Source organism: Streptomyces sp. NPDC008137 (genome assembly GCF_042957035.1).
Lineage (GTDB): Bacteria > Actinomycetota > Actinomycetes > Streptomycetales > Streptomycetaceae > Streptomyces.
The window spans coordinates 13,530-38,210 of sequence record NZ_JBIBHN010000040.1 but is presented as its reverse complement, the minus strand read 5'-3'; the positions used below and the strand labels follow the sequence as shown (position 1 = coordinate 38,210).

The window sequence follows — 24,681 nt, the reverse complement described above, 5'->3', positions numbered from 1 at the left end:
CTGGGTGCCACGGCTCAAGGAAGCGCCATCACCAGATTCCCCCGCCGCTTAGGCGGACCACCGCCCCGGCACGGTTCACACCACACGGACCGAAGTCGGACAGCACAACCGGTCGCCGAGCCAGACAGGCCGACGTCCGCTCCAGGGAAGGACCCTTCGTGAGCGACACCACCGATCTGATGGGCGCACGTGTCGAGGAGACCGCTGCCGCGCCCGCCACGGACGCCTCCGCGCCTGCCAGCGGTGCCGGCTCCCGGCGGCGCCGCGGTACCGGCCTCGACGGCATGGTGCTGGCCGAGCTGCAGCAGGTCGCATCCGGCCTCGGCATCAAGGGCACGGCGCGTATGCGCAAGAGCCAGCTGATCGAGGTCATCAAGGAGGCGCAGGCCTCCGGCGGCGCCGCTCCGGCGGCGAAGGCCGACGCCCCCGCCGAGACCAAGCCGAAGCGCCGCGCCACCTCCCGGACCCGTACGGGGGACAACGCCGAGAAGGCGGAGAAGAAGGCGGACGCGAAGCAGGCCTCCGACGCCCCCGCCGAGAAGGCCGACAAGGCCGAGAAGGCCGTGGCCCAGCAGCAGATCGAGATCCCCGGCCAGCCCGCCAACAACGACGAGCCCTCCGAGCGCCGTCGTCGCCGGGCCACCGCCGACGCCGGATCCCCGGCTTCCGCTCCTGAGACGGTCGCCGCCGAGGCGAAGAACGAGGCCAAGGCCGAGGCCCCGGCCCAGCAGTCGCAGCAGCAGTCCCAGAACGACGCCAAGTCGGACTCCGGCGACGGCGGCGAGGGCCGCCGCCGTGACCGCGGTCGTGACCGCGGTCGGGACCGTGACCGCGGCGGGGACCGTGACCGCGGCGGCCGGGGCAACAAGGGCGACGACCAGCAGGGCGGCCAGCGCGGCCAGCAGCAGAACCAGCAGCAGGGCGGCGGTGGCGGCCGCCAGGACCGCGGCCAGCAGCAGGACGACGACGATTTCGAGGGCGGGCGTCGTGGCCGTCGCGGGCGCTACCGCGACCGTCGTGGCCGCCGTGGCCGCGACGACGTGCAGGAGCCGCAGATCACCGAGGACGACGTCCTGATCCCCGTCGCGGGCATCCTGGACATCCTCGACAACTACGCCTTCATCCGCACCTCCGGCTACCTGCCCGGCCCGAACGACGTGTACGTCTCCCTCGCCCAGGTCCGTAAGAACGGCCTGCGCAAGGGTGACCACATCACCGGTGCCGTCCGTCAGCCGAAGGAGGGCGAGCGCCGCGAGAAGTTCAACGCGCTGGTCCGCCTGGACTCCGTCAACGGCATGGCGCCCGAATCCGGGCGCGGGCGGCCGGAGTTCAACAAGCTGACGCCGCTGTACCCGCAGGACCGGCTCCGCCTGGAGACCGACCCGGGCGTGCTGACCACCCGCATCATCGACCTCGTGTCGCCGATCGGTAAGGGCCAGCGCGGTCTGATCGTGGCCCCGCCGAAGACCGGCAAGACCATGATCATGCAGGCGATCGCCAACGCGATCACGCACAACAACCCCGAGTGCCACCTGATGGTCGTCCTGGTCGACGAGCGTCCGGAAGAGGTCACCGACATGCAGCGGTCGGTCAAGGGCGAGGTCATCTCCTCGACCTTCGACCGCCCGGCCGAGGACCACACGACCGTCGCCGAGCTCGCCATCGAGCGTGCGAAGCGGCTCGTCGAGCTGGGCCACGACGTGGTCGTGCTGCTCGACTCGATCACGCGTCTGGGCCGTGCGTACAACCTCGCCGCCCCGGCCTCCGGCCGCATCCTGTCCGGTGGTGTCGACTCGACCGCGCTGTACCCGCCGAAGCGCTTCTTCGGTGCCGCGCGCAACATCGAGGACGGTGGCTCGCTCACCATCCTGGCCACCGCGCTCGTCGACACCGGGTCCCGCATGGACGAGGTGATCTTCGAGGAGTTCAAGGGCACCGGCAACGCCGAGCTCAAGCTCGACCGGAAGCTCGCCGACAAGCGCATCTTCCCGGCGGTGGACGTCGACGCGTCCGGCACCCGTAAGGAAGAGATCCTGCTCGGCAGCGACGAGCTCGCCATCACCTGGAAGCTGCGCCGCGTGCTGCACGCGCTCGACCAGCAGCAGGCGATCGAGCTGCTTCTCGACAAGATGAAGCAGACGAAGTCGAACGCCGAGTTCCTGATGCAGATCCAGAAGACGACGCCGATGCCTGGGAACGGCGACTAGGCACCCTCTGGCCAAAGGGCCGCCCCCGTCCGGAAACGGACGGGGGCGGCCCTTTGTGGTGTTCATGTGCAGGTAGGATCACGCTCTCTTCGAACATGTGATCCCGAGGGGGGACCTACGTGGGTACATCCATGCCTGGGGGCGGACGGCACAGACGCCGGATACGCGTCGCACTGCCCGTGGCCGCGGCCGGTGTCGCGGCTGCCGTGGCCGCCGCGCTGCTGACGACGTCCGCCGGGGCGGCCACCCCGCTGCCGCAGCCGACGGTCAAGCCCGTCACCAGCTCGCCGTCGCTCGCCGAGCTCGAGAAGCGCGTCGCGGGCGCCATGGCCGGCGACGACACGGCGGGCAGCACGAGCAAGGCGTCGCTGAGCGCGAGTACGAATGAGGGCCGCATCGACCCGAAGATCATCGGGGGCAGCCAGACCACCATCACCTCGGCCCCGTGGATGACGCAGCTCCACTACTTCGACGACCGGGGCACGTCCAGCACCAGCGACGACATCGGCTTCTTCTGCGGCGGTGCCGTCGTCGCGCCGACGAAGATCCTCACCGCCGCGCACTGCGTCAAGGGCTACAACTGGAATGCCAACGGCGCCGTCGTCACCGGCACCTCCCAGCTGCCCTCGGCCGACGGCACCGACCTGCACGGCGGCACCGTCACGGGCGTCTGGCGGCAGTGGAACCACCCGTCGTACAACGCCACGACCATCGACAACGACATCGCGGTGCTCACCCTGCCGGTCCCGGTCAAGGCGAAGCCGATCCGCATGACGACGTCCGGTGACACCACGTCGTACAAGGCCGGCACCAGCGCCAAGGTCTACGGCTGGGGCCGCACCAGCTCCACCAGCGACGACATCTCCGAGACGCTCAAGACCGCCACGCTGCCCGTGCAGTCCGACACGACCTGCTCAGGCGCGTACGGCAGGGACTTCGTCAAGGGCCACATGGTCTGCGCGGGCAAGCCCGCCACCGGCAGCGACACCGGCACCACCTCCGCCTGCAACGGCGACTCCGGCGGCCCCCTGGTCGTCAACGACCGCATCGTCGGCGTCGTGTCCTGGGGCGTGACCGACTGCGTCGCCAAGGGCGCCTACAGCGTCTTCAGCAAGGTCAGCACGTACGTCGGCGCCGCCTACCCGCGCGTCGACGACACCAACATCAGCGGGGACCACAAGGCCGACCTGTGGGTGCGCAACGCCTCCACCAAGACCGGCTACTCCAAGGACTCCAAGGGCACGTCGTTCGCCGCCCGTGAGTCCTGGGGCAACTGGAACGGCTTCAACGTCGTCCTGCAGACCGACCTCGACCGCGACGGCTACCAGGACCTGGTCTACCGGCGCAGCAGCGACGGCGACCTCTTCTGGACCCACTACGTCATCGCCAGCGGCACCTGGTCCACCAAGCAGATCGCCGACAACTGGAAGACCCGCACCCGCGTCATCACCCCCGGTGACGTCACCGGCGACTACCTGCCCGACCTGCTCTCGGTCGACTCGGCGGGCGTCATGTGGATCTACCCGGGCAAGGGCAACGGCACCTTCGCGGCCCGCGTGAAGGTCGGCTCGGGCTGGAACCAGTACAACTCCGTGCGCGGCAAGGGCGACTTCACCGGCGACGGCAAGACCGACCTGATCGCCCGCAGCAAGTCGGGCAGCGACATCTACCTTTACAAGGGCACCGGCAAGTCCGGCTCCGGCGCCTTCTCGGCCCGGGTCAAGGTGCGCTCCTGGGGCGGCTACAACGCCTTCGACGCGACCGGCGACATCACCGGCGACGGCAAGGCCGACTTCCTGGCCCGCACCCCCGGCGGCACGCTCTACCTCTACCCGGGGACCGGAAAGGCGTCCAGCGAGATCTTTGCCACAAGAAAGTCCGTAGGTACCGATTTCAAGCAGTACGACATCTTCGGCTGAACCCGCAGGTGAGCGGGATACACCCCGCTGTGACGAACACGGACTGTGCCCACCGCCCCACGCGGTGGGCACAGTCCGTTGTGCAACCCTTTCCCGAGTTTCCCCGTCTGACCAGGCGGAGCGACGATGGTGCCAGGGGGTAGTCCCCCCGACCGAGAACGCCTGGCACCGACAGCAGGGGGTAATCGACCGAAGACGAGCCGAGGAGCACATGTCTGCCGAGAGCACGCCGGGTCCGGGCATACCGGGCGATACCGGCACCACCGGATCGCGACACCGCGCCAAGGGTCGACGCCGTAAGCCCCGCAAGCGTCACAAGGGCCTGATGATCACGGCCTGGACCGCGGCCGGCATCGTCGTCCTGGGCGGGACCGGGGCGGGGTACGTGTACTTCAAGCTCAACGGCAACCTCAAGAGCGTCGACATCGACCAGGCCCTCGGCACCGACCGGCCGAAGAAGGCCGACAACGGCTCCGAGAACATCCTGGTCCTCGGCTCCGACACCCGCGCCGGCGGCAACAAGAAGCTCGGCGGCGGTACCGACGACGGCAGCGCCCGCTCCGACACGGCGATGATCGTGCACGTCAACAAGGGCCACAAGAAGGCCAGCGTGGTCTCCATCCCGCGCGACACCCTCATCGACCGGCCCTCCTGCACGGACACCAAGGGCGAGCAGCACCCCGCCGCGAACGGCGTGATGTTCAACTCCGCGTACTCCACGGGCGGGGCCGCCTGCGCCGTGAAGACCGTCGAGTCGATCACCGACCTGCGCATGGACCACTACCTGGAGGTCGACTTCGCCGGCTTCCAGACGCTCATCGACGATCTCGGCGGCGTCGAGGTGACCACGAGCAAGGCCATCGACGACCCCGACAGCCACCTGAAGCTCAAGGCCGGCACCCACAGACTCGACGGCGAGCAGGCCCTCGGCCTGGTCCGCACCCGGCACGGCGTGGGCGACGGCTCCGACCTGGGCCGCATCCAGCTCCAGCAGGCCTTCATCAAGGCCCTGCTCAACCAGGTCAAGGACGTCGGCGTCTTCTCCAACCCGAAGAAGCTCTACGACCTCGCGGAAACCGCGACCAAGACCGTGACGGCCGACTCCGACCTCGGCTCGGTCAACAAGCTCGTCTCCTTCGCGAACGGCCTCAAGGGCATCACCCCGGCGAACATGAACATGGTCACGATGCCGGTCGCCTACGACCCCGCCGACCCCAACCGAGTCCTCCTCCAGGAGAAGAAGGCCGACCAGATCTGGAAGGCCCTGGAGCACGACAAGCCGATCCCGAAGAGCGCGACAAAGGGCAACGCCTCGGGCGAGGCCAAGGGCGTCGTCAGCGCGCCCTGACGGGCACGTCCCTCAGGGGCGCGGGGAACTGCGCCGACAACCCCCACCGGCCCGCGGGGGAATAGATCACAGCAACCCCCGGTTTTGGGGGATGGCCCCAGTCCTGGCAGACTGGTACGTCGGCTCCGGTTCACGCTCCCGCACCCCGCGTCAGCGACCCGGCGCCCTCCCGAAACCTAGGAGACACCTTGAAGCGCGACATCCACCCCGAGTACGTCGAGACGCAGGTCAGCTGCACCTGCGGCGCGTCGTTCACGACTCGCAGCACCATCGAGTCCGGCACCATCCGTGCCGACGTCTGCTCCGAGTGCCACCCGTTCTACACGGGCAAGCAGAAGATCCTCGACACCGGTGGCCGTGTGGCCCGCTTCGAGGCCCGCTTCGGCAAGGCCGCCGGCTCCAAGAAGTAGCGAGCTCCGATTCGCCGGTCCACGGACGCGCCCCCACCGAGGGCGCTCCGGGACCGGCGTTTTTGGTCGCCCGCCCTTCACCCCCGTCCGTACACAGGAGCCACAAGATGTTCGAGGCAGTCGAGGAACTCGTCGCCGAGCACGCCGACCTGGAGAAGAAGCTCGCCGACCCGTCGGTCCACTCCGACCAGGCCAACGCGCGCAAGCTGAACAAGCGTTACGCCGAGCTCACCCCGATCGTCGCCACGTACCGCTCCTGGACGCAGACGGGCGACGACATCGACACCGCGCGCGAACTGGCCGCCGACGACCCCGACTTCGCGGCCGAGGTCAAGGACCTGGAGCGGCAGCGCGAGGAGCTCACGGAGAAGCTGCGCCTCCTCCTCGTCCCGCGCGACCCCAGCGACGACAAGGACGTCATCCTCGAGATCAAGGCCGGCGCGGGCGGCGACGAGTCCGCGCTGTTCGCCGGCGACCTGCTGCGCATGTACCTGCGCTACGCCGAGCGGGTCGGCTGGAAGACCGAGATCATCGACGCCACCGAGTCCGAGCTTGGCGGCTACAAGGACGTCCAGGTCGCCGTGAAGACCAAGGGCGGCCAGGGAGCCACCGAGCCCGGTCAGGGCGTCTGGGCGCGGCTGAAGTACGAGGGCGGAGTCCACCGCGTGCAGCGGGTGCCGGCCACGGAGTCCCAGGGCCGTATCCACACCTCCGCCGCCGGTGTGCTGGTCACCCCGGAGGCCGAGGAGGTCGACGTGGAGATCAACCCCAACGACCTCCGCATCGACGTCTACCGCTCCTCGGGGCCGGGCGGACAGTCCGTCAACACCACCGACTCCGCCGTGCGCATCACGCACATTCCCACCGGAGTCGTCGCCTCCTGCCAGAACGAGAAGAGCCAGCTGCAGAACAAGGAGCAGGCACTGCGTATCCTGCGCTCGAGGCTGCTCGCAGCGGCGCAGGAGGAGGCGGAGAGGGAGGCCGCCGACGCCCGCCGCAGCCAGGTCCGCACCGTCGACCGCTCCGAGAAGATCCGCACCTACAACTTCCCGGAGAACCGCATCTCGGACCACCGCGTCGGCTTCAAGGCCTACAACCTGGACCAGGTCCTGGACGGCGACCTCGCAGCGGTGATCCAGGCCTGTGTCGACGCGGACTCGGCGGCCAAGCTGGCGGCCGCGTAAGACACGTAGGAGTACGAGTACCGGAGGACTTGCGTGAACCTGCTGCTCGCGGAGGTGGCCCAGGCCACCCAGCGGCTCGCCGACGCCGGCGTGCCCTCGCCGCGCACCGACGCGGAGGAACTCGCCGCGTTCGTGCACGGCGTCAAGCGCGGCGAGCTGCACTCCGTCAAGGACTCCGACTTCGACGCCCGTTACTGGGAGGTCATCGCCCGCCGCGAGGCCCGCGAGCCGCTCCAGCACATCACCGGGCGGGCCTACTTCCGGTACCTGGAACTCCAGGTCGGCCCCGGGGTGTTCGTACCGCGGCCCGAGACCGAGTCCGTGGTCGGCTGGGCCATAGACGCCGTGCGGGCCATGGACGTCGTCGAGCCGTGCATCGTCGACCTGTGCACCGGCTCCGGCGCCATCGCGCTCGCCCTCGCCCAGGAGGTGCCGCGCTCCCGCGTGCACGCCGTGGAGCTGTCCGAGGACGCCCTCAGGTGGACCCGCAAGAACGTGGAGGGGTCCAGGGTCGAGCTGCGTCAGGGCGACGCCCTGACGGCCTTCCCGGACCTCGACGGCCAGGTCGACCTCGTCATCACCAACCCGCCGTACATCCCGCTCACCGAGTGGGAGTACGTCGCCCCCGAGGCCCGGGACTACGACCCCGGCCTCGCCCTCTTCTCCGGCGAGGACGGCCTCGACCTCATCCGCGGCCTGGAACGCACCGCGCACCGGCTGCTGCGCCCCGGCGGCGTCGTCGTCGTGGAGCACGCCGACACCCAGGGCGGCCAGGTGCCGTGGATCTTCACCGAGGAGCGGGGCTGGGCCGACGCGGCCGACCATCCGGACCTCAACAAGCGCCCGCGTTTCGCCACGGCCCGCAAGGCGCTGCCGTGAGCACACCGGACACCCCGCAGTCTTCGTGGACTTCATCCCAGCAGCACGTGTACGAGGAGGCCAGCTAAAGATGGCACGGCGATACGACACCAACGACGCGACCGACCGTGTGACCGGTCTGCGTGAGGCAGGGTCCGCCGTCCGCCGTGGCGAGCTCGTGGTGCTGCCGACGGACACGGTGTACGGCATCGGCGCCGACGCGTTCTCCTCGGAGGCCGTCGCCGACCTGCTGGACGCCAAGGGCCGGGGCCGCAACATGCCCACCCCTGTCCTCATCGGCTCCCCGAACACCCTGCACGGGCTCGTCACGGACTTCTCCGAGCTGGCCTGGGAGCTCGTCGACGCCTTCTGGCCGGGCGCGCTGACCCTCGTCGCCAAGCACCAGCCGTCCCTCCAGTGGGACCTGGGGGACACCCGTGGCACCGTCGCCGTGCGCATGCCGCTGCACCCGGTCGCCATCGAGCTGCTCACCGAGGTCGGCCCGATGGCCGTGTCGTCCGCCAACCTCACCGGCCACCCGGCGCCGGAGGACTGCGACGCCGCGCAGGAGATGCTCGGCGACTCCGTCTCCGTCTACCTCGACGGCGGACCGACCCCCGGCAACGTGCCGTCGTCGATCGTCGACGTGACCCGTGAGGTGCCGCTGCTGCTGCGTGCCGGTGCTCTCTCGGCGGACGAGCTCCGAAAGGTCGTACCCGACCTCGAGGTGGCGAATTGACGGCCCCTGGAGCGGGGCGTGGCATAGGCAACGGGGAAAGCGCGGCGGAGATCACGACGACGTTCGTGGGGCTTCCGCGTGACAGCTTCCGCATCCTCCACGTCAGTACCGGCAATGTGTGCCGCTCGCCCATCACCGAGCGGCTGACCCGCCATGCCGTGCGGGAGCGGCTGGGCATCCTGGGCGGCGGGCTGATCGTGGAGAGCGCCGGCACCTGGGGCCACGAGGGCGCGCCCATGGAGTCCCACGCGGAGACCGTCCTGGCCGACTTCGGCGCGGACGCCTCCGGCTTCACCGGGCGTGAACTCCTCGACGAGCATGTGATCCGCGCCGACCTGGTGCTGACCGCCACCCGGGACCACCGGGCCCAGGTCATCTCGATGGGGCACTCGGCGGGCCTGCGGACCTTCACGCTCAAGGAGTTCACCCGTCTGGTGAAGGCCATCGACCCGGCGACCCTGCCGCCCCTGGAGGAGGGCGTGGTCATCCGCGCGCGTGCGCTGGTGCGCGCCGCGGCGGCTCTACGCGGGTGGCTCCTGGCGCCGAACGCCGAGGCCGACGAGGTGTACGACCCGTACGGGGCGCCCCTGACGTTCTTCCGGTCCATCGGGGACGAGATACACCAGGCACTCGATCCGGTGGTCACGGCCCTCACGGGTGTCCCCGCAAAGGCGTAGCAGCCGAGCGCCCCGGGGGCACCGGGCCTACATTGGACGTACGTCACCGTCGACGCCGCCCGGAGCCCATCATGACGGTCACCCCTGCCATCGAGGCCGACGTCCTGCGCCACCAGGACCCCGAACTCGCCGACGTCCTGCTCGCGGAGCGGGAACGGCAGTCGACGACGCTCCAGCTGATCGCCGCCGAGAACTTCACCTCGCCGGCCGTGCTGGCCGCCCTCGGTTCGCCGCTGGCCAACAAGTACGCCGAGGGCTACCCGGGCGCGAGGCACCACGGCGGGTGCGAGATCGTCGACGTCGCCGAGCGCCTCGCCGTGGACCGGGCCCGGGCCCTGTTCGGTGCCGACCACGCCAACGTCCAGCCGCACTCGGGCTCTTCGGCGGTGCTGGCCGCCTACGCCGCGCTGCTCCGCCCCGGCGACACCGTCCTCGCCCTCGGCCTGCCCCACGGCGGCCATCTCACCCACGGCTCGCCCGCCAACTTCTCCGGCCGCTGGTTCGACTTCGCCGGCTACGGCGTGGAGGCCGAGTCCGGGTTCATCGACCACGAGCAGGTGCGCACCCTGGCCCGCACGCGCCGGCCCAAGGCGATCGTGTGCGGTTCGATCGCCTACCCCCGGCACATCGACTACGCCTTCTTCCGCGAGGTCGCCGACGAGGTGGGCGCCTACCTCGTCGCGGACGCCGCGCACCCCATCGGGCTCGTCGCCGGGAGGGCGGCGCCGAACCCGGTGCCGTACGCGGACATCGTCTGCGCGACCACCCACAAGGTGCTGCGCGGCCCGCGCGGCGGCATGATCCTGTGCCGCGCGGAGCTGGCCGAGCGGGTCGACCGGGCGGTGTTTCCTTTCACACAGGGCGGCGCGCAGATGCACACCGTCGCCGCCAAGGCGGTCGCGTTCGGGGAGGCGGCAACACCGGCGTTCGTCGCGTACGCCCATCAGGTGGTCGCCAATGCGAGGGTTCTCGCGGCGCGGCTGGCCGCCGAGGGCCTGGTCGTCACCACCGGCGGCACCGACACCCACCTCATCACCGCCGACCCGTCACCCCTGGGCATCGACGGACGCACCGCCCGCGGCCGTCTCGCCGCGGCCGGCCTGGTCCTGGACTGCTGTGCGCTTCCTCACGGCGACGCCCGCGGCCTCAGGCTGGGCACGGCCGCGGTCACCACGCAGGGCATGGGGGAGGCGGAGATGGCGAGGATCGCCAAGCTGCTCGCGGGGGTGCTCAGGGGCGTGACCGAGACCGCGAGGGCCCGTGAAGATGTGCGGGAGCTGGCCGGTGGATTTCCGCCGTATCCGCACTGAGTGGGGGTAGACGCACCAGGGTGCACAGCCACTCGTGCAACCATCGTCGCTACCCGGAAGTCCCCACCCATATGCGCGCATCGCTAGGGTGTGGGGCTGTGATGGCCAGCGAGACCTGTGGGGAAGCCCGTGCGTGAATACCTGCTGACGCTCTGCATCACGGCCGCGGTGACGTATCTGCTGACAGGGCCGGTACGGAAATTCGCGATCGTGGCCGGAGCGATGCCGGAGATCCGGGCACGTGACGTGCACCGGGAACCCACTCCGCGGCTCGGCGGGATCGCGATGTTCTTCGGCCTGTGCGCGGGTCTGCTGGTCGCCGACCATCTGACCAACCTCAACCAGGTCTTCACGACGTCGAACGAGCCCCGGGCGCTGCTCTCGGGGGCGGCGCTGATCTGGCTGATGGGTGTGCTGGACGACAAGTTCGAGCTGGGCGCTCTGATCAAGCTGGGCGGCCAGATGATCGCGGCCGGCGTCATGATCCTCCAGGGCCTGACCATCCTGTGGCTCCCCATCCCCGGTGTCGGAACGGTGTCCGTCACCCCGTGGCAGGGCAACCTGCTCACCGTGGCCCTGGTGGTCATCACCATCAACGCGGTCAACTTCGTGGACGGCCTGGACGGCCTGGCGGCGGGCATGGTGTGCATCGCCGCGGCGGCGTTCTTCCTCTACAGCTACCGGATCTGGTACGGCTACGGCGCCGAGGCGGCGGCCCCCGCGACCCTGTTCTCCGCCGTGCTCATGGGGATGTGCCTCGGTTTCCTGCCGCACAACATGCACCCCGCCCGGATCTTCATGGGGGACTCCGGCTCCATGCTGATCGGTTTGGTCCTCGCGGCGAGCGCCGTGTCCGTCACCGGCCAGCTGGACGTTGAGGCACTCAACGTCAACCTCGGCGGTGACCGGGAGACGACCCACGCGATGCTTCCCGTCTTCATCCCCCTGCTGATGCCGTTGACGATCATCGCGATCCCGGCAGCCGACCTGATCCTGGCCATCGTGCGGCGCACCTGGCGCGGCCAGTCGCCGTTCGCCGCCGACCGCGGCCACCTGCACCACCGTCTCCTGGAGATCGGCCACTCGCACAGCCGCGCGGTGCTGATCATGTACTTCTGGTCGGCGCTGATCGCCTTCGGGGCGCTCGCCTACTCGGTCAACTCGGCGTCCATGTGGATCGTGCTCGGCGTCGTCTTCCTCAGCGCGATCGGTCTGCTGCTGCTTCTGCTGCCGCGCTTCACGCCGCGCGCCCCGCGCTGGATGGAGCGCTTCGTGCCGCCGCGCTACCGGCGCCGCGCCTCCGTCCCGGCGCTCTCACCCGAGGCCTCGACGCCGGCGTCGGCGGCTGTGGCGCCAGGGGTGTCCGGGGTGGCCGGGGTCTCCGGTGTCAACGGGGCGACCGCGATCGGCCCCCGTTCGCGTCTGGCGGACCGGCGCAAGGCCGGGACAAGGTAAGAATCTGACTAGAGCATTGCCAAGTCGTGGGGTTGTGATGGGGGAGCGAAGCGCCCCAATACCAGACAAGTCGGCGCTGTTCTTGCACAGACGCGCAGCATCACTCTCATGTGTGACTGCTCGCACACCCCCAGGTAAAGACTGCATCAAATAGTTTGTGATACGGTTCACGAGAACCCCCGGATAGAGCCGAAGGACCGCAGTGCGACGGTCCATTGGCGTGAGGACTCCACTCAGCCCGGGACTACGCTCGTCCATGACGACACCCCTGCCCCCTGCGAAAGCGGAGTTGCCGCCATGCCGTCCAATGACGCCCGGAACCTCTTGCAGTGCGCTGTGCCCACAGCGGCTGCCGGTGCGGTCGCGGTCGCCGTCAGCGGCGTGGTGGCCGGAGGCAAGGGAGCCGTCGGAGCGGCCGTCGGCGCGGCGCTGGCCATCCTCTTCATGGGAATCGGCCTCTTCGTTCTCCAGTGGACGGCAAAAACGCTCCCGCAGTTGTTCCAGGCCATGGGGCTGATGCTCTACATGGCCCAGCTCCTGCTGCTCCTCATCTTCGTCGCTCTCTTCAAGGGCACCTCCCTCTTCAACCCGAAGGCGTTCGCCGCCGGGATCATCGTCGCGACCGTCGTGTGGATGGCTGCGCAGGCTCGTGCGCACATGAAGGCCAAGCTCTTCTACATCGACCCGGACTCCGCGAAGAGTGAGAAGCCGGAGAAGACCGGGCCGTCGTCGTGACGAGTAGGGGCGCGATAAAGAGCACTTCGAACTCCTGCTATCGTCCGGTGCCAACTGCGGCATCGCGGGCGCGGGCATCTGAGCTGACGCCTGCTCGAACGCGAGGCTCGATGCCCCAAAGCCGCCCTCACATCCGTAACACCAGTCCAGTGCCGATCCGCGGCTGCGCGCCGCGCCGACACAACGAGGTTGCCGTACCCATGCGTCACGCCGAAGGAGCCCGCGGTGAGTGCTGACCAGACCCAGCTCGCCTTTGACTGGAGCTGTCGGATCATGTCCGACGGGTGTGGTTTTCCGGCACCGGGCCTGCACTCGTTCCTCTTCAAGCCGATTGCCACGGTTGGAGGGTTCGAGTTCAACAAGGTGATGCTGCTCGCCATCATCACCACCATCCTCGTCATCGGCTTCTTCTGGGCGGCCTTCGGCAAGGCCAAGGTGGTGCCGGGCAAGCTGCAGATGGTCGGTGAGGCCGGCTACGACTTCGTCCGCCGCGGCATCGTCTACGAGACCCTCGGAAAGAAGGAGGGCGAGAAGTACGTCCCTCTGATGGTCTCGCTGTTCTTCTTCATCTGGATCATGAACATCTGGTCCGTGATCCCGCTGGCCCAGTTCCCGGTGTCGTCGATCATCGCGTTCCCGGCCGTCCTGGCCGTGATCGTCTACGTGACCTGGGTCTCGCTGACCTTCAAGCGGCACGGCTTCGTCGGGTTCTTCAAGAACGTCACCGGCTACGACAAGTCGCTCGGCGGAGTGCTGCCGCTCGTGATGGTCATCGAGTTCTTCTCGAACCTGCTCGTCCGGCCGTTCACGCACGCGGTGCGACTCTTCGCCAACATGTTCGCCGGCCACCTGATGCTGGTCATGTTCACCGTCGCGTCCTGGTACCTGCTGAACAGCTGGATGATCCCGGCGGCCGGTGTCTCCTTCGTGATGACCATCGCCATGATCGGCTTCGAGCTTTTCGTGCAGGCCGTCCAGGCGTACGTCTTCGTACTCCTCGCCTGCACGTACATCCAGGGCGCTCTCGCTGAGCATCACTGAGCCCCACCCCACCCCCGGTCGTCCGGTGGCCAACCCCCACCGGTCCGTTAAGAGAAGGAAGATTCAGCATGGCTGCCACTGAGACCCTCGCCGCTGTCTCCGGTTCCATCGGTTCCGTCGGTTACGGCCTCTCGGCTATCGGCCCCGGCATCGGCGTCGGCATCATCTTCGGCAACGGCACCCAGGCCCTCGCCCGCCAGCCCGAGGCCGCCGGCCTGATCCGTGCCAACCAGATCCTGGGCTTCGCCTTCTGTGAGGCGCTCGCCCTCATCGGCATCGTCATGCCGTTCGTCTTCGGTATTGACTAAAAAATCCCTACCGACAGGCATCGACGAAAGGCACTGATGTGATCGCCAACCTGGTGCAGCTGGCGGCCGAGGAAGAGCAGAACCCGCTCGTTCCTCCGGGCCCCGAGCTGCTCGTCGGCACCATCGCCTTCGCCATCGTGTTCTTCTTCTTCTGGAAGAAGCTGCTTCCGAACATCAACAAGGTTCTGGAGGAGCGCCGCGCGGCGATCGAAGGCGGTATCGAAGAGGCCGAGACCATGAAGGTCGAGGCCCAGAGCGTCCTTGAGCAGTACAAGGCACAGCTCGCCGAGGCCCGGCACGAGGCCGCGCGTCTGCGCCAGGAGGCGCAGGAGCAGGGCGCCACGCTCATCGCCGAGATGCGGGCCGAGGGCCAGCGTCAGCGCGAGGAGATCGTCGCCGCCGGCCACTCGCAGATCGAGGCCGACCGCAAGGCCGCCGCGTCCGCGCTGCGCCAGGACGTCGGCAAGCTCGCCACCGACCTGGCCGGCAAGCTGGTCGGCGAGTCCCTCGAGGACCACGCCCGCCAGAGCCGCGTGATCGACCGGTTCCTCGACGACCTCGAGGAGAAGGCCGAGGCCGGGCGATGAACGGAGCGAGCCGCGAGGCCCTGGCAGCCGCACGAGAGCGTCTCGACGCGCTGACGGACTCCACGTCCGTCGACGCGGTGTCGCTCGCCGACGAGCTGGCCGCCGTCACCGCTCTGCTCCACCGCGAGGTATCGCTGCGTCGGGTCCTCACCGACCCGGCGCAGGCCGGAGAGGCGAAGGCCGAGCTGGCCCAGCGTCTGCTCGGCACCCAGGTCAGCGGCCCGGCCGCCGACCTGGTCGCCGGCATGGTGCGCTCCCGCTGGTCGCAGTCGCGCGACCTGGTGGACGCGCTGGAGCAGCTGGCCGACACCGCCGACCTCACCGCCGCGCAGAAGGCCGGCAAGCTCGACGACGTCGAGGACGAGCTGTTCCGGTTCGGCCGGATCGTCTCCGGCAGCACCGGGCTGCGTGCCGCGCTGACCGACCGGAAGGCCACCACCTCGGCCAAGGGCGAGCTGCTGCGCAGCCTGCTCGGCGGCAGGGCGCAGTCGGCCACCGAGCGTCTGGTGACGCGCCTTGTGACCGCGCCGCGGGGACGTAGCCTGGAGTCGGGACTGGAGTCCCTGTCCAAGCTCGCTGCCGAGCGCCGGGACCGCATGGTGGCCATCGTCACCTCGGCGGTGCCGCTGAGTGACCCGCAGAAGCGGCGCCTGGGCGACGCCCTCGCGAAGATCTACGGCCGCCGGATGCACCTCAACCTGGACGTGGACCCCGAGGTCCTCGGCGGAATCCGGGTGCAGGTCGGCGACGAGGTCATCAACGGCTCCCTCGCGGACCGGCTGGAGGACGCGAGCCGCCGCCTGGCGAGCTGAGCAGCAACTCAATAGCACCACGTACTTACGACGGCCCTGGTTGGGCCGTGCAGAAGAATCCTGGGGGTCGCCCCCAGACCCCCAAAGAAACTTCGGGCCCAACAAGGAGAGCAGGGAACCCAGATGGCGGAGCTCACGATCCGGCCGGAGGAGATCCGGGACGCGCTGGAGAACTTCGTCCAGGCGTACAAGCCGGACGCGGCCTCGCGCGAGGAGGTCGGTACGGTCACCTTTGCCGGCGACGGCATCGCGAAGGTCGAGGGTCTGCCCTCGGCCATGGCCAACGAGCTGCTGAAGTTCGAGGACGGCACCCTCGGCCTCGCCCTCAACCTCGAGGAGCGCGAGATCGGTGCCATCGTCCTCGGCGAGTTCAGCGGCGTCGAGGAGGGGCAGCCGGTCTCGCGTACCGGCGAGGTTCTCTCCGTTGCGGTCGGCGAGGGCTACCTCGGCCGTGTGGTCGACCCCCTCGGCAACCCGATCGACGGCCTCGGCGAGATCGAGTCCGAGGGCCGCCGTGCCCTCGAACTGCAGGCCCCCACGGTCATGCAGCGCAAGTCGGTGCACGAGCCGATGGAGACCGGCTACAAGGCCGTCGACGCGATGACCCCCGTCGGCCGCGGCCAGCGTCAGCTGATCATCGGTGACCGCCAGACCGGCAAGACCGCCCTGGCCGTCGACACGATCATCAACCAGCGCGACAACTGGCGCTCGGGCGACCCGAACAAGCAGGTCCGCTGCATCTACGTCGCCATCGGCCAGAAGGGCTCCACCATCGCCGGCGTGCGCGGCGCTCTGGAGGAGGCCGGCGCGCTGGAGTACACGACCATCGTCGCCGCCCCGGCGTCCGACCCGGCCGGCTTCAAGTACCTGGCGCCGTACACCGGTTCGGCCATCGGTCAGCAGTGGATGTACGAGGGCAAGCACGTCCTCATCATCTTCGACGACCTGTCGAAGCAGGCCGACGCCTACCGCGCCGTGTCGCTGCTGCTGCGCCGCCCGCCGGGCCGTGAGGCCTACCCGGGTGACGTCTTCTACCTGCACTCCCGTCTGCTGGAGCGCTGCGCCAAGCTCTCCGACGAGATGGGTGCCGGCTCGATGACCGGTCTGCCGATCGTCGAGACCAAGGCCAACGACGTCTCGGCGTTCATCCCGACCAACGTCATCTCCATCACCGACGGCCAGTGCTTCCTGGAGTCGGACCTGTTCAACGCCGGTCAGCGCCCCGCGCTGAACGTCGGTATCTCCGTCTCCCGAGTCGGTGGTTCCGCGCAGCACAAGGCGATGAAGCAGGTCTCCGGCCGTCTGCGTGTGGACCTCGCCCAGTTCCGCGAGCTGGAGGCGTTCGCCGCCTTCGGTTCCGACCTGGACGCCGCGTCCAAGTCGCAGCTGGAGCGTGGTCAGCGCATGGTCGAGCTGCTGAAGCAGCCGCAGTACCAGCCGATGGCCACCGAGGACCAGGTCGTCTCCGTCTGGGCCGGCACCACCGGCAAGATGGACGACGTCCCCGTCGCCGACATCCGCCGCTTCGAGAAGGAGCTGCTGGAGTACCTGCACCGCAAGGAGCAGGGTCTGATGACCTCCATCCGCGAGGGCGGCAAGATGTCCGACGACACCCTGCAGGCTGTCGCCGACGGCATCGCGGAGTTCAAGAAGCAGTTCGAGACCTCCGACGGCAAGCTGCTCGGCGAGGACACCCCGGCTGCCGGTAAGTGACGACGGAAGGGACCTGACTCATGGGAGCCCAGCTCCGGGTCTACAAGCGTCGCATCCGATCCGTCTCCGCGACCAAGAAGATCACGAAGGCGATGGAGATGATCGCCGCCTCGCGCGTCGTCAAGGCGCAGCGCAAGGTGGCGGCCTCCACCCCGTATGCGACCGAGCTCACCCGCGCGGTCACCGCGGTCGCCACCGGGTCGAACACCAAGCACCCGCTGACGACGGAGGCGGAGAACCCGACCCGCGTCGCGGTCCTGCTCCTCACGAGCGACCGCGGGCTGGCCGGCGCCTTCAACTCCAACGCCATCAAGGCCGCGGAGAAGCTCACCGAGCGGCTCGAGGGTGAGGGCAAGGAGGTCGTCAACTACATCGTCGGCCGCCGCGGTCTCGCCCACTACAACTTCCGCGAGCGCAAGGTCGCGGAGTCGTTCACGGGCTTCACCGACGACCCCTCGTACGCGGACGCCAAGAAGGTCGCGGCCCCGCTGATCGAGGCGATCGAGACGGAGACGGCCGAGGGCGGCGTGGACGAGCTCCACATCGTCTACACCGAGTTCGTGTCGATGATGACGCAGACGGCCGTCGAGGCGCGGCTGCTGCCGCTCAGCCTCGACGAGGTCGCGGAGGAGGCGAAGCCGAGCAAGGGCGAGATCCTCCCGCTGTTCGACTTCGAGCCCTCGGCGGAGGACGTCCTGGACGCCCTGCTGCCGCGCTACGTCGAGAGCCGCATCTACAACGCGCTGCTCCAGTCGGCCGCCTCGAAGCACGCCGCCACGCGGCGCGCGATGAAGTCGGCGACCGACAACGCCGGTGATCTCATCGAGAACCTCACCCGGCTTGCCAACCAGGCCCGCCAGGCCGAAATCACCCAGGAAATCAGCGAGATCGTCGGTGGCGCCAGTGCCCTGGCCGACGCGACCGCGGGGAGTGACTGACAAATGACCACCACTGTTGAGACGGCCACGGCGACGGGCCGCGTCGCGCGGGTCATCGGCCCGGTCGTCGACGTGGAGTTCCCCGTCGACGCGATGCCGGAGATCTACAACGCCCTTCACGTCGAGGTCGCCGACCCGGCGCTGGCGGGCGAGAAGAAGACGCTGACCCTCGAGGTCGCCCAGCACCTGGGTGACGGCCTGGTCCGCGCCATCTCCATGCAGCCCACCGACGGTCTGGTCCGCCAGGCCCCGGTGACCGACACCGGTGCGGGCATCACCGTCCCGGTCGGCGACTTCACCAAGGGCAAGGTGTTCAACACCCTCGGTGAGGTGCTGAACACCGACGAGGTCCACGAGGGCGAGCGCTGGTCCATCCACCGCAAGGCCCCCGCGTTCGACCAGCTCGAGTCGAAGACCGAGATGTTCGAGACGGGTCTGAAGGTCGTCGACCTGCTCACCCCGTACGTCAAGGGCGGCAAGATCGGTCTGTTCGGTGGTGCCGGTGTCGGCAAGACCGTGCTGATCCAGGAAATGATCATGCGTGTCGCCAACCTCCACGAGGGCGTCTCCGTCTTCGCGGGCGTCGGTGAGCGCACCCGTGAGGGCAACGACCTCATCGCGGAGATGGAAGAGTCCGGAGTTCTGGACAAGACCGCTCTGGTCTTCGGCCAGATGGACGAGCCCCCGGGCACCCGTCTGCGCGTGGCCCTGGCCGGCCTGACGATGGCGGAGTACTTCCGTGACGTCCAGAAGCAGGACGTGCTGTTCTTCATCGACAACATCTTCCGCTTCACCCAGGCCGGTTCCGAGGTGTCGACCCTGCTCGGCCGTATGCCCTCCGCGGTGGGCTACCAGCCGAACCTGGCCGACGAGATGGGCACCCTCCAGGAGCGCATCACCTCGACCCGTGGTCACTCGATCACCTCGATGCAGGCGATCTACGTCCCCGCGGACGACCTGACGGACCCGGCCCCGGCCACCACCTTCGCCCACCTCGACGCGACGACGGTGCTCTCCCGTCCGATCTCCGAGAAGGGCATCTACCCGGCCGTGGACCCGCTGGACTCGACGTCCCGCATCCTCGACCCGCGGTACATCACGGCGGAGCACTACAACGCCGCGATGCGCGTGAAGAACATCCTGCAGAAGTACAAGGACCTGCAGGACATCATCGCGATCCTCGGTATCGACGAGCTCGGCGAGGAGGACAAGCTCGTCGTCCACCGTGCCCGTCGCGTGGAGCGCTTCCTGTCCCAGAACACCCACGCCGCCAAGCAGTTCACCGGCGTGGACGGTTCGGACGTGCCGCTGGACGAGTCGATCGCCGCGTTCAACGCGATCTGCGACGGCGAGTACGACCACTTCCCGGAGCAGGCGTTCTTCATGTGCGGTGGTCTCGAGGACCTGAAGAACAACGCCAAGGAGCTGGGCGTCTCCTGACCCGGGCAGCGCTCGAGTCATCATGAGGGGGCGGGGCTCGTCCCGCCCCCTCTGTCACGCCTACTAGACTTGTAACCAACACCCGGCACTACCGCCGGGTGGTGACCCGAGGAGCCACCTTGGCTGCTGAGCTGCACGTCGCGCTGGTCGCGGCCGACCGTGAGGTCTGGTCCGGCCAGGCCACCCTGGTCGTCGCGCGCACCACGTCCGGCGACATCGGCGTCATGCCCGGTCACCAGCCGCTGCTCGGTGTGCTGGAGTCGGGCCCGGTGACCATCCGTACGAGCGACGGCGGGACGGTCGTCGCCGCCGTCCACGGCGGATTCATCTCGTTCGCGGACGACAAGCTCTCCCTCCTGGCGGAGGTCGCCGAGCTGTCGGACGAGATCGATGTCCAGCGCGCGGAGCAGGAGCTGGAGCGCGCGAAGGCGGAGGACGACGCGGACGCCCAGCGCCGCGCGGACGTCCGTCTGCGTGCGGCCACGGCGGCGCGCTGACCCCGTCCGCCGTGTGAAGTCGTCACTCAGCCGCGGCTGGGTACCGGAGAGATCCGGACCCGGTCGCGGCTGAGGCAGATGTGGGAGATTTTTCCGTTCCGTTACCTAGGAGACGAGGAGGTCGGTGTCGATGGTCCTCGCTCTGACTGTGTGCGGAATCGTGGTGGCTCTAGTGGTGGTGGGGCTGTTCGTCTTCGGTCTGCGCCGCCGGCTCATCCAGCGTTCGGGCGGCACCTTCGACGCCAGCCTGCGCTGGGACGCCCCCGCGCAGGGTGACGCCAACGGCAAAGGCTGGGCGTACGGGGTGGCCCGGTACAACGGCGACCGTGTCGAGTGGTACCGCGTCTTCTCGTACTCGCCGCGCCCGCGCCGCACCCTGGAGCGCTCCGCGATCGAGGTGGCCGGCCGCCGCGTCCCGGAGGGCGAGGAGGAGCTGGCGCTCCTCTCCGACCATGTGATCCTGGCCTGTCTGCACCGGGGCGCGCGTCTCGAACTCGCGATGAGCGAAGACGCGCTGACCGGTTTCCTCGCGTGGCTTGAGGCAGCCCCGCCCGGACAGCGAGTGAACGTGGCGTAGCCGCGTTCACTCGCTGGGTGGGGGTCCCCCCCCGGACGAAGTCTGGGGGAGCGTCAATGTGGCGTAACTCGCCGAACTTTTCTACGACAGGCCGTTGTCGATCGCCGTCACCAGCTCTCCGTTGCCGGTGTCACCGCTGAACTCCCAGAAGAACGCGCCGCCGAGGCCCTGGTTCTTGGCCCAGCTCATCTTTCCGGCGATGGTCGACGGGGTGTCGTAGGACCACCAGTTGCTGCCGCAGTGGGCGTACGCCGTGCCCGCGATGGTGCCGGTGGCCGGGCAGGAGTTCTTCAGGACCTTGTAGTCCTCGATGCCCGCCTCATACGTACCGGGAGCCGCACCGGTCGCCGATCCGCCCGGTGCCGACTGGGTGACGCCGGTCCAGCCGCGGCCGTAGAAGCCGATGCCGAGCAGCAGCTTGGCGGACGGGACGCCCTTCGCCTTCAGCTTGGCGATCGCGTCGGCCGAGTTGAAGCCGGCCTGCGGGATGCCGGGGTACGAGGTGAGCGGGGAGTGCGGGGCGGTCGGGCCGTCCTTGTCGAAGGCGCCGAAGTAGTCGTACGTCATCACGTTGTACCAGTCGAGGTACTGCGCGGCGCCGCCGTAGTCGGCCGCGTCGATCTTGCCGCCGGAGGAACCGTCGGCGGTGATGGCCGCGGTGACCAGGTAGTTCGAGCCGAACTCGGTGCGCAGCGCGGACATCAGGTTCCTGAAGGCCGCCGGTCCTGAGGTGTCGCAGGTCAGACCGCAGGCGTTCGGGTACTCCCAGTCGATGTCGATGCCGTCGAAGACGTCGGCCCAGCGCGGGTCCTCGACGACGGCCTTGCAGGACTTGGCGAACGCGGCGGCGTTCTGCGCGGCCTGGCCGAAGCCGCCCGAGTAGGTCCAGCCGCCGAACGAGTACAGCACCTTGATGTGCGGGTACTTGGCCTTCAGCTGGCGGAGCTGGTTGAAGTTGCCGCGCAGCGGCTGGTCCCAGGTGTCGGCGGCGCCGCTGACGGACTGGTCGGCGGTGTAGGCCTTGTCGTAGGCGGCGTAGGTGTCGTCGACGGTGCACTGACCGTTCTTGACGTTGCCGAACGCGTAGTTGATGTGGGTGATCTTCGAGGCAGAGCCTGAGGACACCAGGTTCTTGACGTGGTAGTTGCGGCCGTAGACGCCCCACTCGACGAAGTAGCCGAGGTTGACCTTCGAGCCGGGGCCGGGTCCCGGGTCGGTGCCGCCGCCGGTCGTGCGCACCGCGCGGGCGCCGCTGGCCGGGCCGGTCTGGTCGGCGGTGTCGCGGGCCCGGACGGTGTAGGAGTAGTCGGTGCCGGCGGTCAGGCCGGTGTCCGAGTACGACGTCGTCGTCACGGTGGCGACCTTGGTGCCGTCGCGCAGGACGTCGTAGTTCTTGACGCCCTTGTCGTCGGTGGCGGCGCTCCAGGACAGTTTCACCGAGGTGTTGGTGATGTCCGAGGCGCTGGGGGTGCCGGGGGCGGACGGAGCCGTGTCTCCGGGAGTGCTGCCGCCGTCGCAGCTTCCGCCGTTGAGCTTGCAGTTGGAGGGGGAGCCGGAGCCGCTTCCGTTGAAGCCGAAGGAGACGGAGGCGCCGGGGGCGAGGGTGCCGTTCCAGGACTTGTTCTTGGCGGTCCAGTGGGTGCCGGAGGAGGTGACGTCGGCGTCCCAGGCGGAGGTGACGGAGGTACCGGAGGGGAAGTCCCACTCGACGGTCCAGGAACTGAGGGCGGTCGTGCCGGTGTTCTTCACCGTCCACTTGCCCTCGAAGCCGGAGCCCCAGTCCTGGGTCTTGGCGTAGGTGGCGGTCGCGGATGTCGCGGCCTCGGCGGGGCTCGCGAGGCCGACGAGACCGGCCAGCGGGAGCAACAGGGTCGCGAACCCTGCCGCGGCTCTGTGTCTGAAGCGCATGCTGCGCCTCCCTTGTGGGGTGGTCGGGGCGTGACTGAGCCTCACGCCCCTCATGGTGCGGTGAGAATAGAAAGGTCTGGACCACCGGTCAATAGGTCTGGACCACCGCACTCCGAGTCGGGTCAGACACCCAACTCCTGTGCGAGTACCGCCGCTTGCACCCGGCTGCGCAGCTCCAGCTTCGCCAGCAGCCTGCTGACATGGGTCTTCACGGTCGCCTCGGCCATGTCGAGCCGGTCCGCGATGTCCGCGTTGGACAGGCCCTCGCCGAGGCAGGACAGCACCTCGCGCTCACGCCGGGTCAGCCGGTCAAGGACGGCCGGGTCGGCCGTGGGCTCCCGGGTCGGCTTCGCGGCGAACTCCGCGATCAGCCGCCGCGTGACCGCCGGGGAGATCAGCCCCTCCCCGCGCGCGACCGTCCGTACGGCCTCCAGCAGCTGCCTCGCCTCGGTGTTCTTCAGCAGAAAGCCGGCCGCGCCCGCCCGCAGCGCCCCGAAGACGTACTCGTCGAGGTCGAAAGTGGTCAGCACCAGTACGTCGGCGAGCCCTTCCGTGACGACCTGCCGGGTCGCCGACACGCCGTCCAGGCGTGGCATCTGAACGTCCATCAGCACCAGGTCCGGCCGCAGCTCGCGGGCCAGCGCCACCGCCTGCTCGCCGTCCGCCGCCTCGCCGGCCACCTCGATGTCGGGCGCGCTGCGCAGGATGAGGACCAGGCCGGCGCGGACGGCGGACTGGTCCTCGGCGACCAGGACGCGGATCATTCGGGTTCTCCTTCGGTGACGGGCAGGGTCGCGCGTACGACCCAGATCTTGCCCTGCGGCGAGTCCTCGGGGCCGGCTTCGAACGTGCCGTCCAGCAGCGCCGTGCGTTCCCGCATGCCGACCAGACCGGCGCCCGAGCCGGGGGCGCTCGGCCCGTCCCGGTCGCCGTAGGGGCTGGTCACCGCGACGGTCAGCAGCCCGTCCCGCTGGGCGAGGGACACGGCGACCCGGCCGGGGCCCGCGTGCTTGAGGGCGTTGGTGAGGGACTCCTGCACGATGCGGTAGGCGGCGAGTTCGACGGGCGCCGGGACCGTTCCGTGGGAGGCGTCGAGCGTGACGTCGAGGCCGTTGGTGCGGGCCCCCTCGACCAGGGCGCCGAGCCCGTCGAGGGTGGGGGCGGCGACCGGCTCGGTGTCACCGCTGGAGTCGCGCAGGATGCCGATCAGCCGCCGCATCTCCGAGAGCCCCGCGACGCTGTTCTCACGGATGACCACCATCGCCTCCTGCGAGGTCCTGGGGTCGTCGAGGGAGAGCGCGGCGGTGGAGTGGATGGCGATCGCCGACAGGTGGTTGGCGACCATGTCGTGCAGCTCGCGGGCCATCCGGGCGCGTTCGGCGGTCACCGCCTGGGTGCGGTCCATCTCGGCGAGCAGCGCGGTCTGTTCGGCGCGCAGCCGGGCGGACTCGGCGGCGTCGCGGTGGTTGCGGACGATCAGGCCGGTGGCGGCGGGGCCGAAGGCCACGATGCCCGTGACCACGCCGATCAGCAGCGCCTCGGGCTCGCGCCACAGGGCGAACGGCACCACGGCCCCGATCACCGAGAGCAGCCCGGTGATCCTCGGGATGCGGCGGGCCGAGGCGGGCGTGCCGTACAGGACGGCCGCGTACATCAGGTCGGTGTACATCAGGATCGTGACCAGGTTGCCCTGAGTGAAGACGTCCAGGACGATCGCGGCCGTGCCGGTCAGCAGGGCGGTACGCGGGGCGGCCCGGCGCAGCAGCTCGCAGCCGGCCATGACGAAGAGCGGCAGCAGCACCGGCCAGCGGCCGGGCAGCAGCACGATCGGCTCGGTGTGCGGCCGGGTGGCCAGCCCGACTCCCCACAGCAGCAGTCCACCGAGCAGACCGCCCGTCGCGATGCAGACGTCGAAGCGGCGTGGGCGGGGGAGTCGTTCGGCCATGGCTCCATCCAACACGGCCCCGGCGCCACACGCGTGATCCGCGCGTAGGGTCCCTGGCTGCATCTTTCGATGT

The 24,681-nt window shown here is 69.3% G+C and carries 23 protein-coding genes; 20 read left to right on the top strand and 3 right to left on the bottom strand.

Annotated features, from left to right (window positions below; genetic code table 11):
• The first annotated feature begins 158 nt into the window (after window positions 1-158).
• From rho to ACFZBT_RS37015, 20 genes are all read left to right on the top strand, one after another.
• Entirely contained in the window at window positions 159-2,207 is a 2,049-nt protein-coding gene (gene rho, locus ACFZBT_RS37110) for a transcription termination factor Rho (protein WP_391113683.1), read from the top strand.
• Between the two features lie 131 nt (window positions 2,208-2,338).
• The gene (locus ACFZBT_RS37105) at window positions 2,339-4,126 is read left to right on the top strand and encodes a trypsin-like serine protease (RefSeq protein WP_391113735.1); all 1,788 of its coding nucleotides are present in this window, start codon (window positions 2,339-2,341) and stop codon (window positions 4,124-4,126) included.
• 211 nt (window positions 4,127-4,337) lie between these two features.
• On the top strand, window positions 4,338-5,474 hold the full coding sequence (locus ACFZBT_RS37100) for an LCP family protein (RefSeq protein WP_391113680.1): 1,137 nt from the start codon (window positions 4,338-4,340) through the stop codon (window positions 5,472-5,474).
• Window positions 5,475-5,662: 188 nt separating this feature from the next.
• Complete coding sequence (rpmE, locus tag ACFZBT_RS37095; protein ID WP_003992975.1) at window positions 5,663-5,884, top strand: 50S ribosomal protein L31; 222 nt, start codon at window positions 5,663-5,665, stop codon at window positions 5,882-5,884.
• Between the two features lie 107 nt (window positions 5,885-5,991).
• The gene (gene prfA, locus ACFZBT_RS37090) at window positions 5,992-7,068 is read left to right on the top strand and encodes a peptide chain release factor 1 (RefSeq protein WP_391113677.1); all 1,077 of its coding nucleotides are present in this window, start codon (window positions 5,992-5,994) and stop codon (window positions 7,066-7,068) included.
• A 33-nt stretch (window positions 7,069-7,101) separates the two neighbouring features.
• Window positions 7,102-7,947 carry a peptide chain release factor N(5)-glutamine methyltransferase gene (gene prmC / locus ACFZBT_RS37085; RefSeq protein WP_391113674.1) on the top strand — a complete coding sequence of 282 codons (846 nt, stop codon included), beginning with the start codon at window positions 7,102-7,104 and terminating at the stop codon, window positions 7,945-7,947.
• 70 nt (window positions 7,948-8,017) lie between these two features.
• On the top strand, window positions 8,018-8,665 hold the full coding sequence (locus ACFZBT_RS37080) for an L-threonylcarbamoyladenylate synthase (RefSeq protein WP_391113671.1): 648 nt from the start codon (window positions 8,018-8,020) through the stop codon (window positions 8,663-8,665).
• Window positions 8,662-9,342 carry a protein-tyrosine-phosphatase gene (locus ACFZBT_RS37075; protein ID WP_382497342.1) on the top strand — a complete coding sequence of 227 codons (681 nt, stop codon included), beginning with the start codon at window positions 8,662-8,664 and terminating at the stop codon, window positions 9,340-9,342. The genes ACFZBT_RS37080 and ACFZBT_RS37075 overlap by 4 nt, the downstream gene beginning before the upstream one ends.
• Window positions 9,343-9,413: 71 nt before the next feature.
• On the top strand, window positions 9,414-10,652 hold the full coding sequence (gene glyA / locus ACFZBT_RS37070; RefSeq protein ID WP_391113667.1) for a serine hydroxymethyltransferase: 1,239 nt from the start codon (window positions 9,414-9,416) through the stop codon (window positions 10,650-10,652).
• 129 nt (window positions 10,653-10,781) lie between these two features.
• Entirely contained in the window at window positions 10,782-12,107 is a 1,326-nt protein-coding gene (locus tag ACFZBT_RS37065) for an MraY family glycosyltransferase (protein ID WP_391113664.1), read from the top strand.
• A gap of 297 nt (window positions 12,108-12,404) precedes the next feature.
• Window positions 12,405-12,842, top strand: coding sequence for a hypothetical protein (locus ACFZBT_RS37060; protein ID WP_391113661.1), 438 nt, complete (start codon window positions 12,405-12,407; stop codon window positions 12,840-12,842).
• Between the two features lie 273 nt (window positions 12,843-13,115).
• The gene (atpB, locus tag ACFZBT_RS37055) at window positions 13,116-13,883 is read left to right on the top strand and encodes a F0F1 ATP synthase subunit A (RefSeq protein ID WP_030246430.1); all 768 of its coding nucleotides are present in this window, start codon (window positions 13,116-13,118) and stop codon (window positions 13,881-13,883) included.
• A 68-nt stretch (window positions 13,884-13,951) separates the two neighbouring features.
• Window positions 13,952-14,191 (top strand): ATP synthase subunit C, encoded by a 240-nt coding sequence (locus ACFZBT_RS37050; protein WP_030246434.1) that lies wholly within the window; start codon window positions 13,952-13,954, stop codon window positions 14,189-14,191.
• Window positions 14,192-14,229: 38 nt separating this feature from the next.
• Complete coding sequence (locus tag ACFZBT_RS37045) at window positions 14,230-14,778, top strand: F0F1 ATP synthase subunit B (RefSeq protein ID WP_391113658.1); 549 nt, start codon at window positions 14,230-14,232, stop codon at window positions 14,776-14,778.
• Entirely contained in the window at window positions 14,775-15,590 is an 816-nt protein-coding gene (locus ACFZBT_RS37040; RefSeq protein WP_391113656.1) for a F0F1 ATP synthase subunit delta, read from the top strand. Before ACFZBT_RS37045 ends, ACFZBT_RS37040 begins: the two co-directional genes overlap by 4 nt.
• Window positions 15,591-15,713: 123 nt before the next feature.
• Window positions 15,714-17,303, top strand: a complete 1,590-nt coding sequence (gene atpA, locus ACFZBT_RS37035; RefSeq protein WP_391113653.1) for a F0F1 ATP synthase subunit alpha — start codon at window positions 15,714-15,716, stop codon at window positions 17,301-17,303.
• Between the two features lie 20 nt (window positions 17,304-17,323).
• Window positions 17,324-18,241: a F0F1 ATP synthase subunit gamma gene (locus ACFZBT_RS37030; RefSeq protein WP_391113650.1), complete on the top strand. Its 918-nt coding sequence runs from the start codon at window positions 17,324-17,326 to the stop codon at window positions 18,239-18,241.
• 3 nt (window positions 18,242-18,244) lie between these two features.
• A complete protein-coding gene (gene atpD, locus ACFZBT_RS37025) occupies window positions 18,245-19,681 on the top strand; it encodes a F0F1 ATP synthase subunit beta (protein ID WP_391113647.1) in 1,437 nt (478 codons plus the stop codon).
• Between the two features lie 119 nt (window positions 19,682-19,800).
• Entirely contained in the window at window positions 19,801-20,178 is a 378-nt protein-coding gene (locus tag ACFZBT_RS37020; protein ID WP_184590438.1) for a F0F1 ATP synthase subunit epsilon, read from the top strand.
• Between the two features lie 130 nt (window positions 20,179-20,308).
• Window positions 20,309-20,755 (top strand): DUF2550 family protein, encoded by a 447-nt coding sequence (locus ACFZBT_RS37015; protein WP_391113643.1) that lies wholly within the window; start codon window positions 20,309-20,311, stop codon window positions 20,753-20,755.
• Window positions 20,756-20,836: 81 nt separating this feature from the next.
• Here the strand turns inward: ACFZBT_RS37015 and ACFZBT_RS37010 are convergent, their stop codons facing one another.
• The 3 genes from ACFZBT_RS37010 to ACFZBT_RS37000 form a co-directional block, all read right to left on the bottom strand.
• Window positions 20,837-22,663 (bottom strand): glycosyl hydrolase family 18 protein, encoded by a 1,827-nt coding sequence (locus ACFZBT_RS37010; protein WP_391113641.1) that lies wholly within the window; start codon window positions 22,661-22,663, stop codon window positions 20,837-20,839.
• A 122-nt stretch (window positions 22,664-22,785) separates the two neighbouring features.
• Complete coding sequence (locus tag ACFZBT_RS37005; protein WP_391113637.1) at window positions 22,786-23,427, bottom strand: response regulator; 642 nt, start codon at window positions 23,425-23,427, stop codon at window positions 22,786-22,788.
• Entirely contained in the window at window positions 23,424-24,608 is a 1,185-nt protein-coding gene (locus ACFZBT_RS37000) for a histidine kinase (RefSeq protein ID WP_391113634.1), read from the bottom strand. The genes ACFZBT_RS37005 and ACFZBT_RS37000 overlap by 4 nt, the downstream gene beginning before the upstream one ends.
• Window positions 24,609-24,681 lie beyond the last annotated feature (73 nt).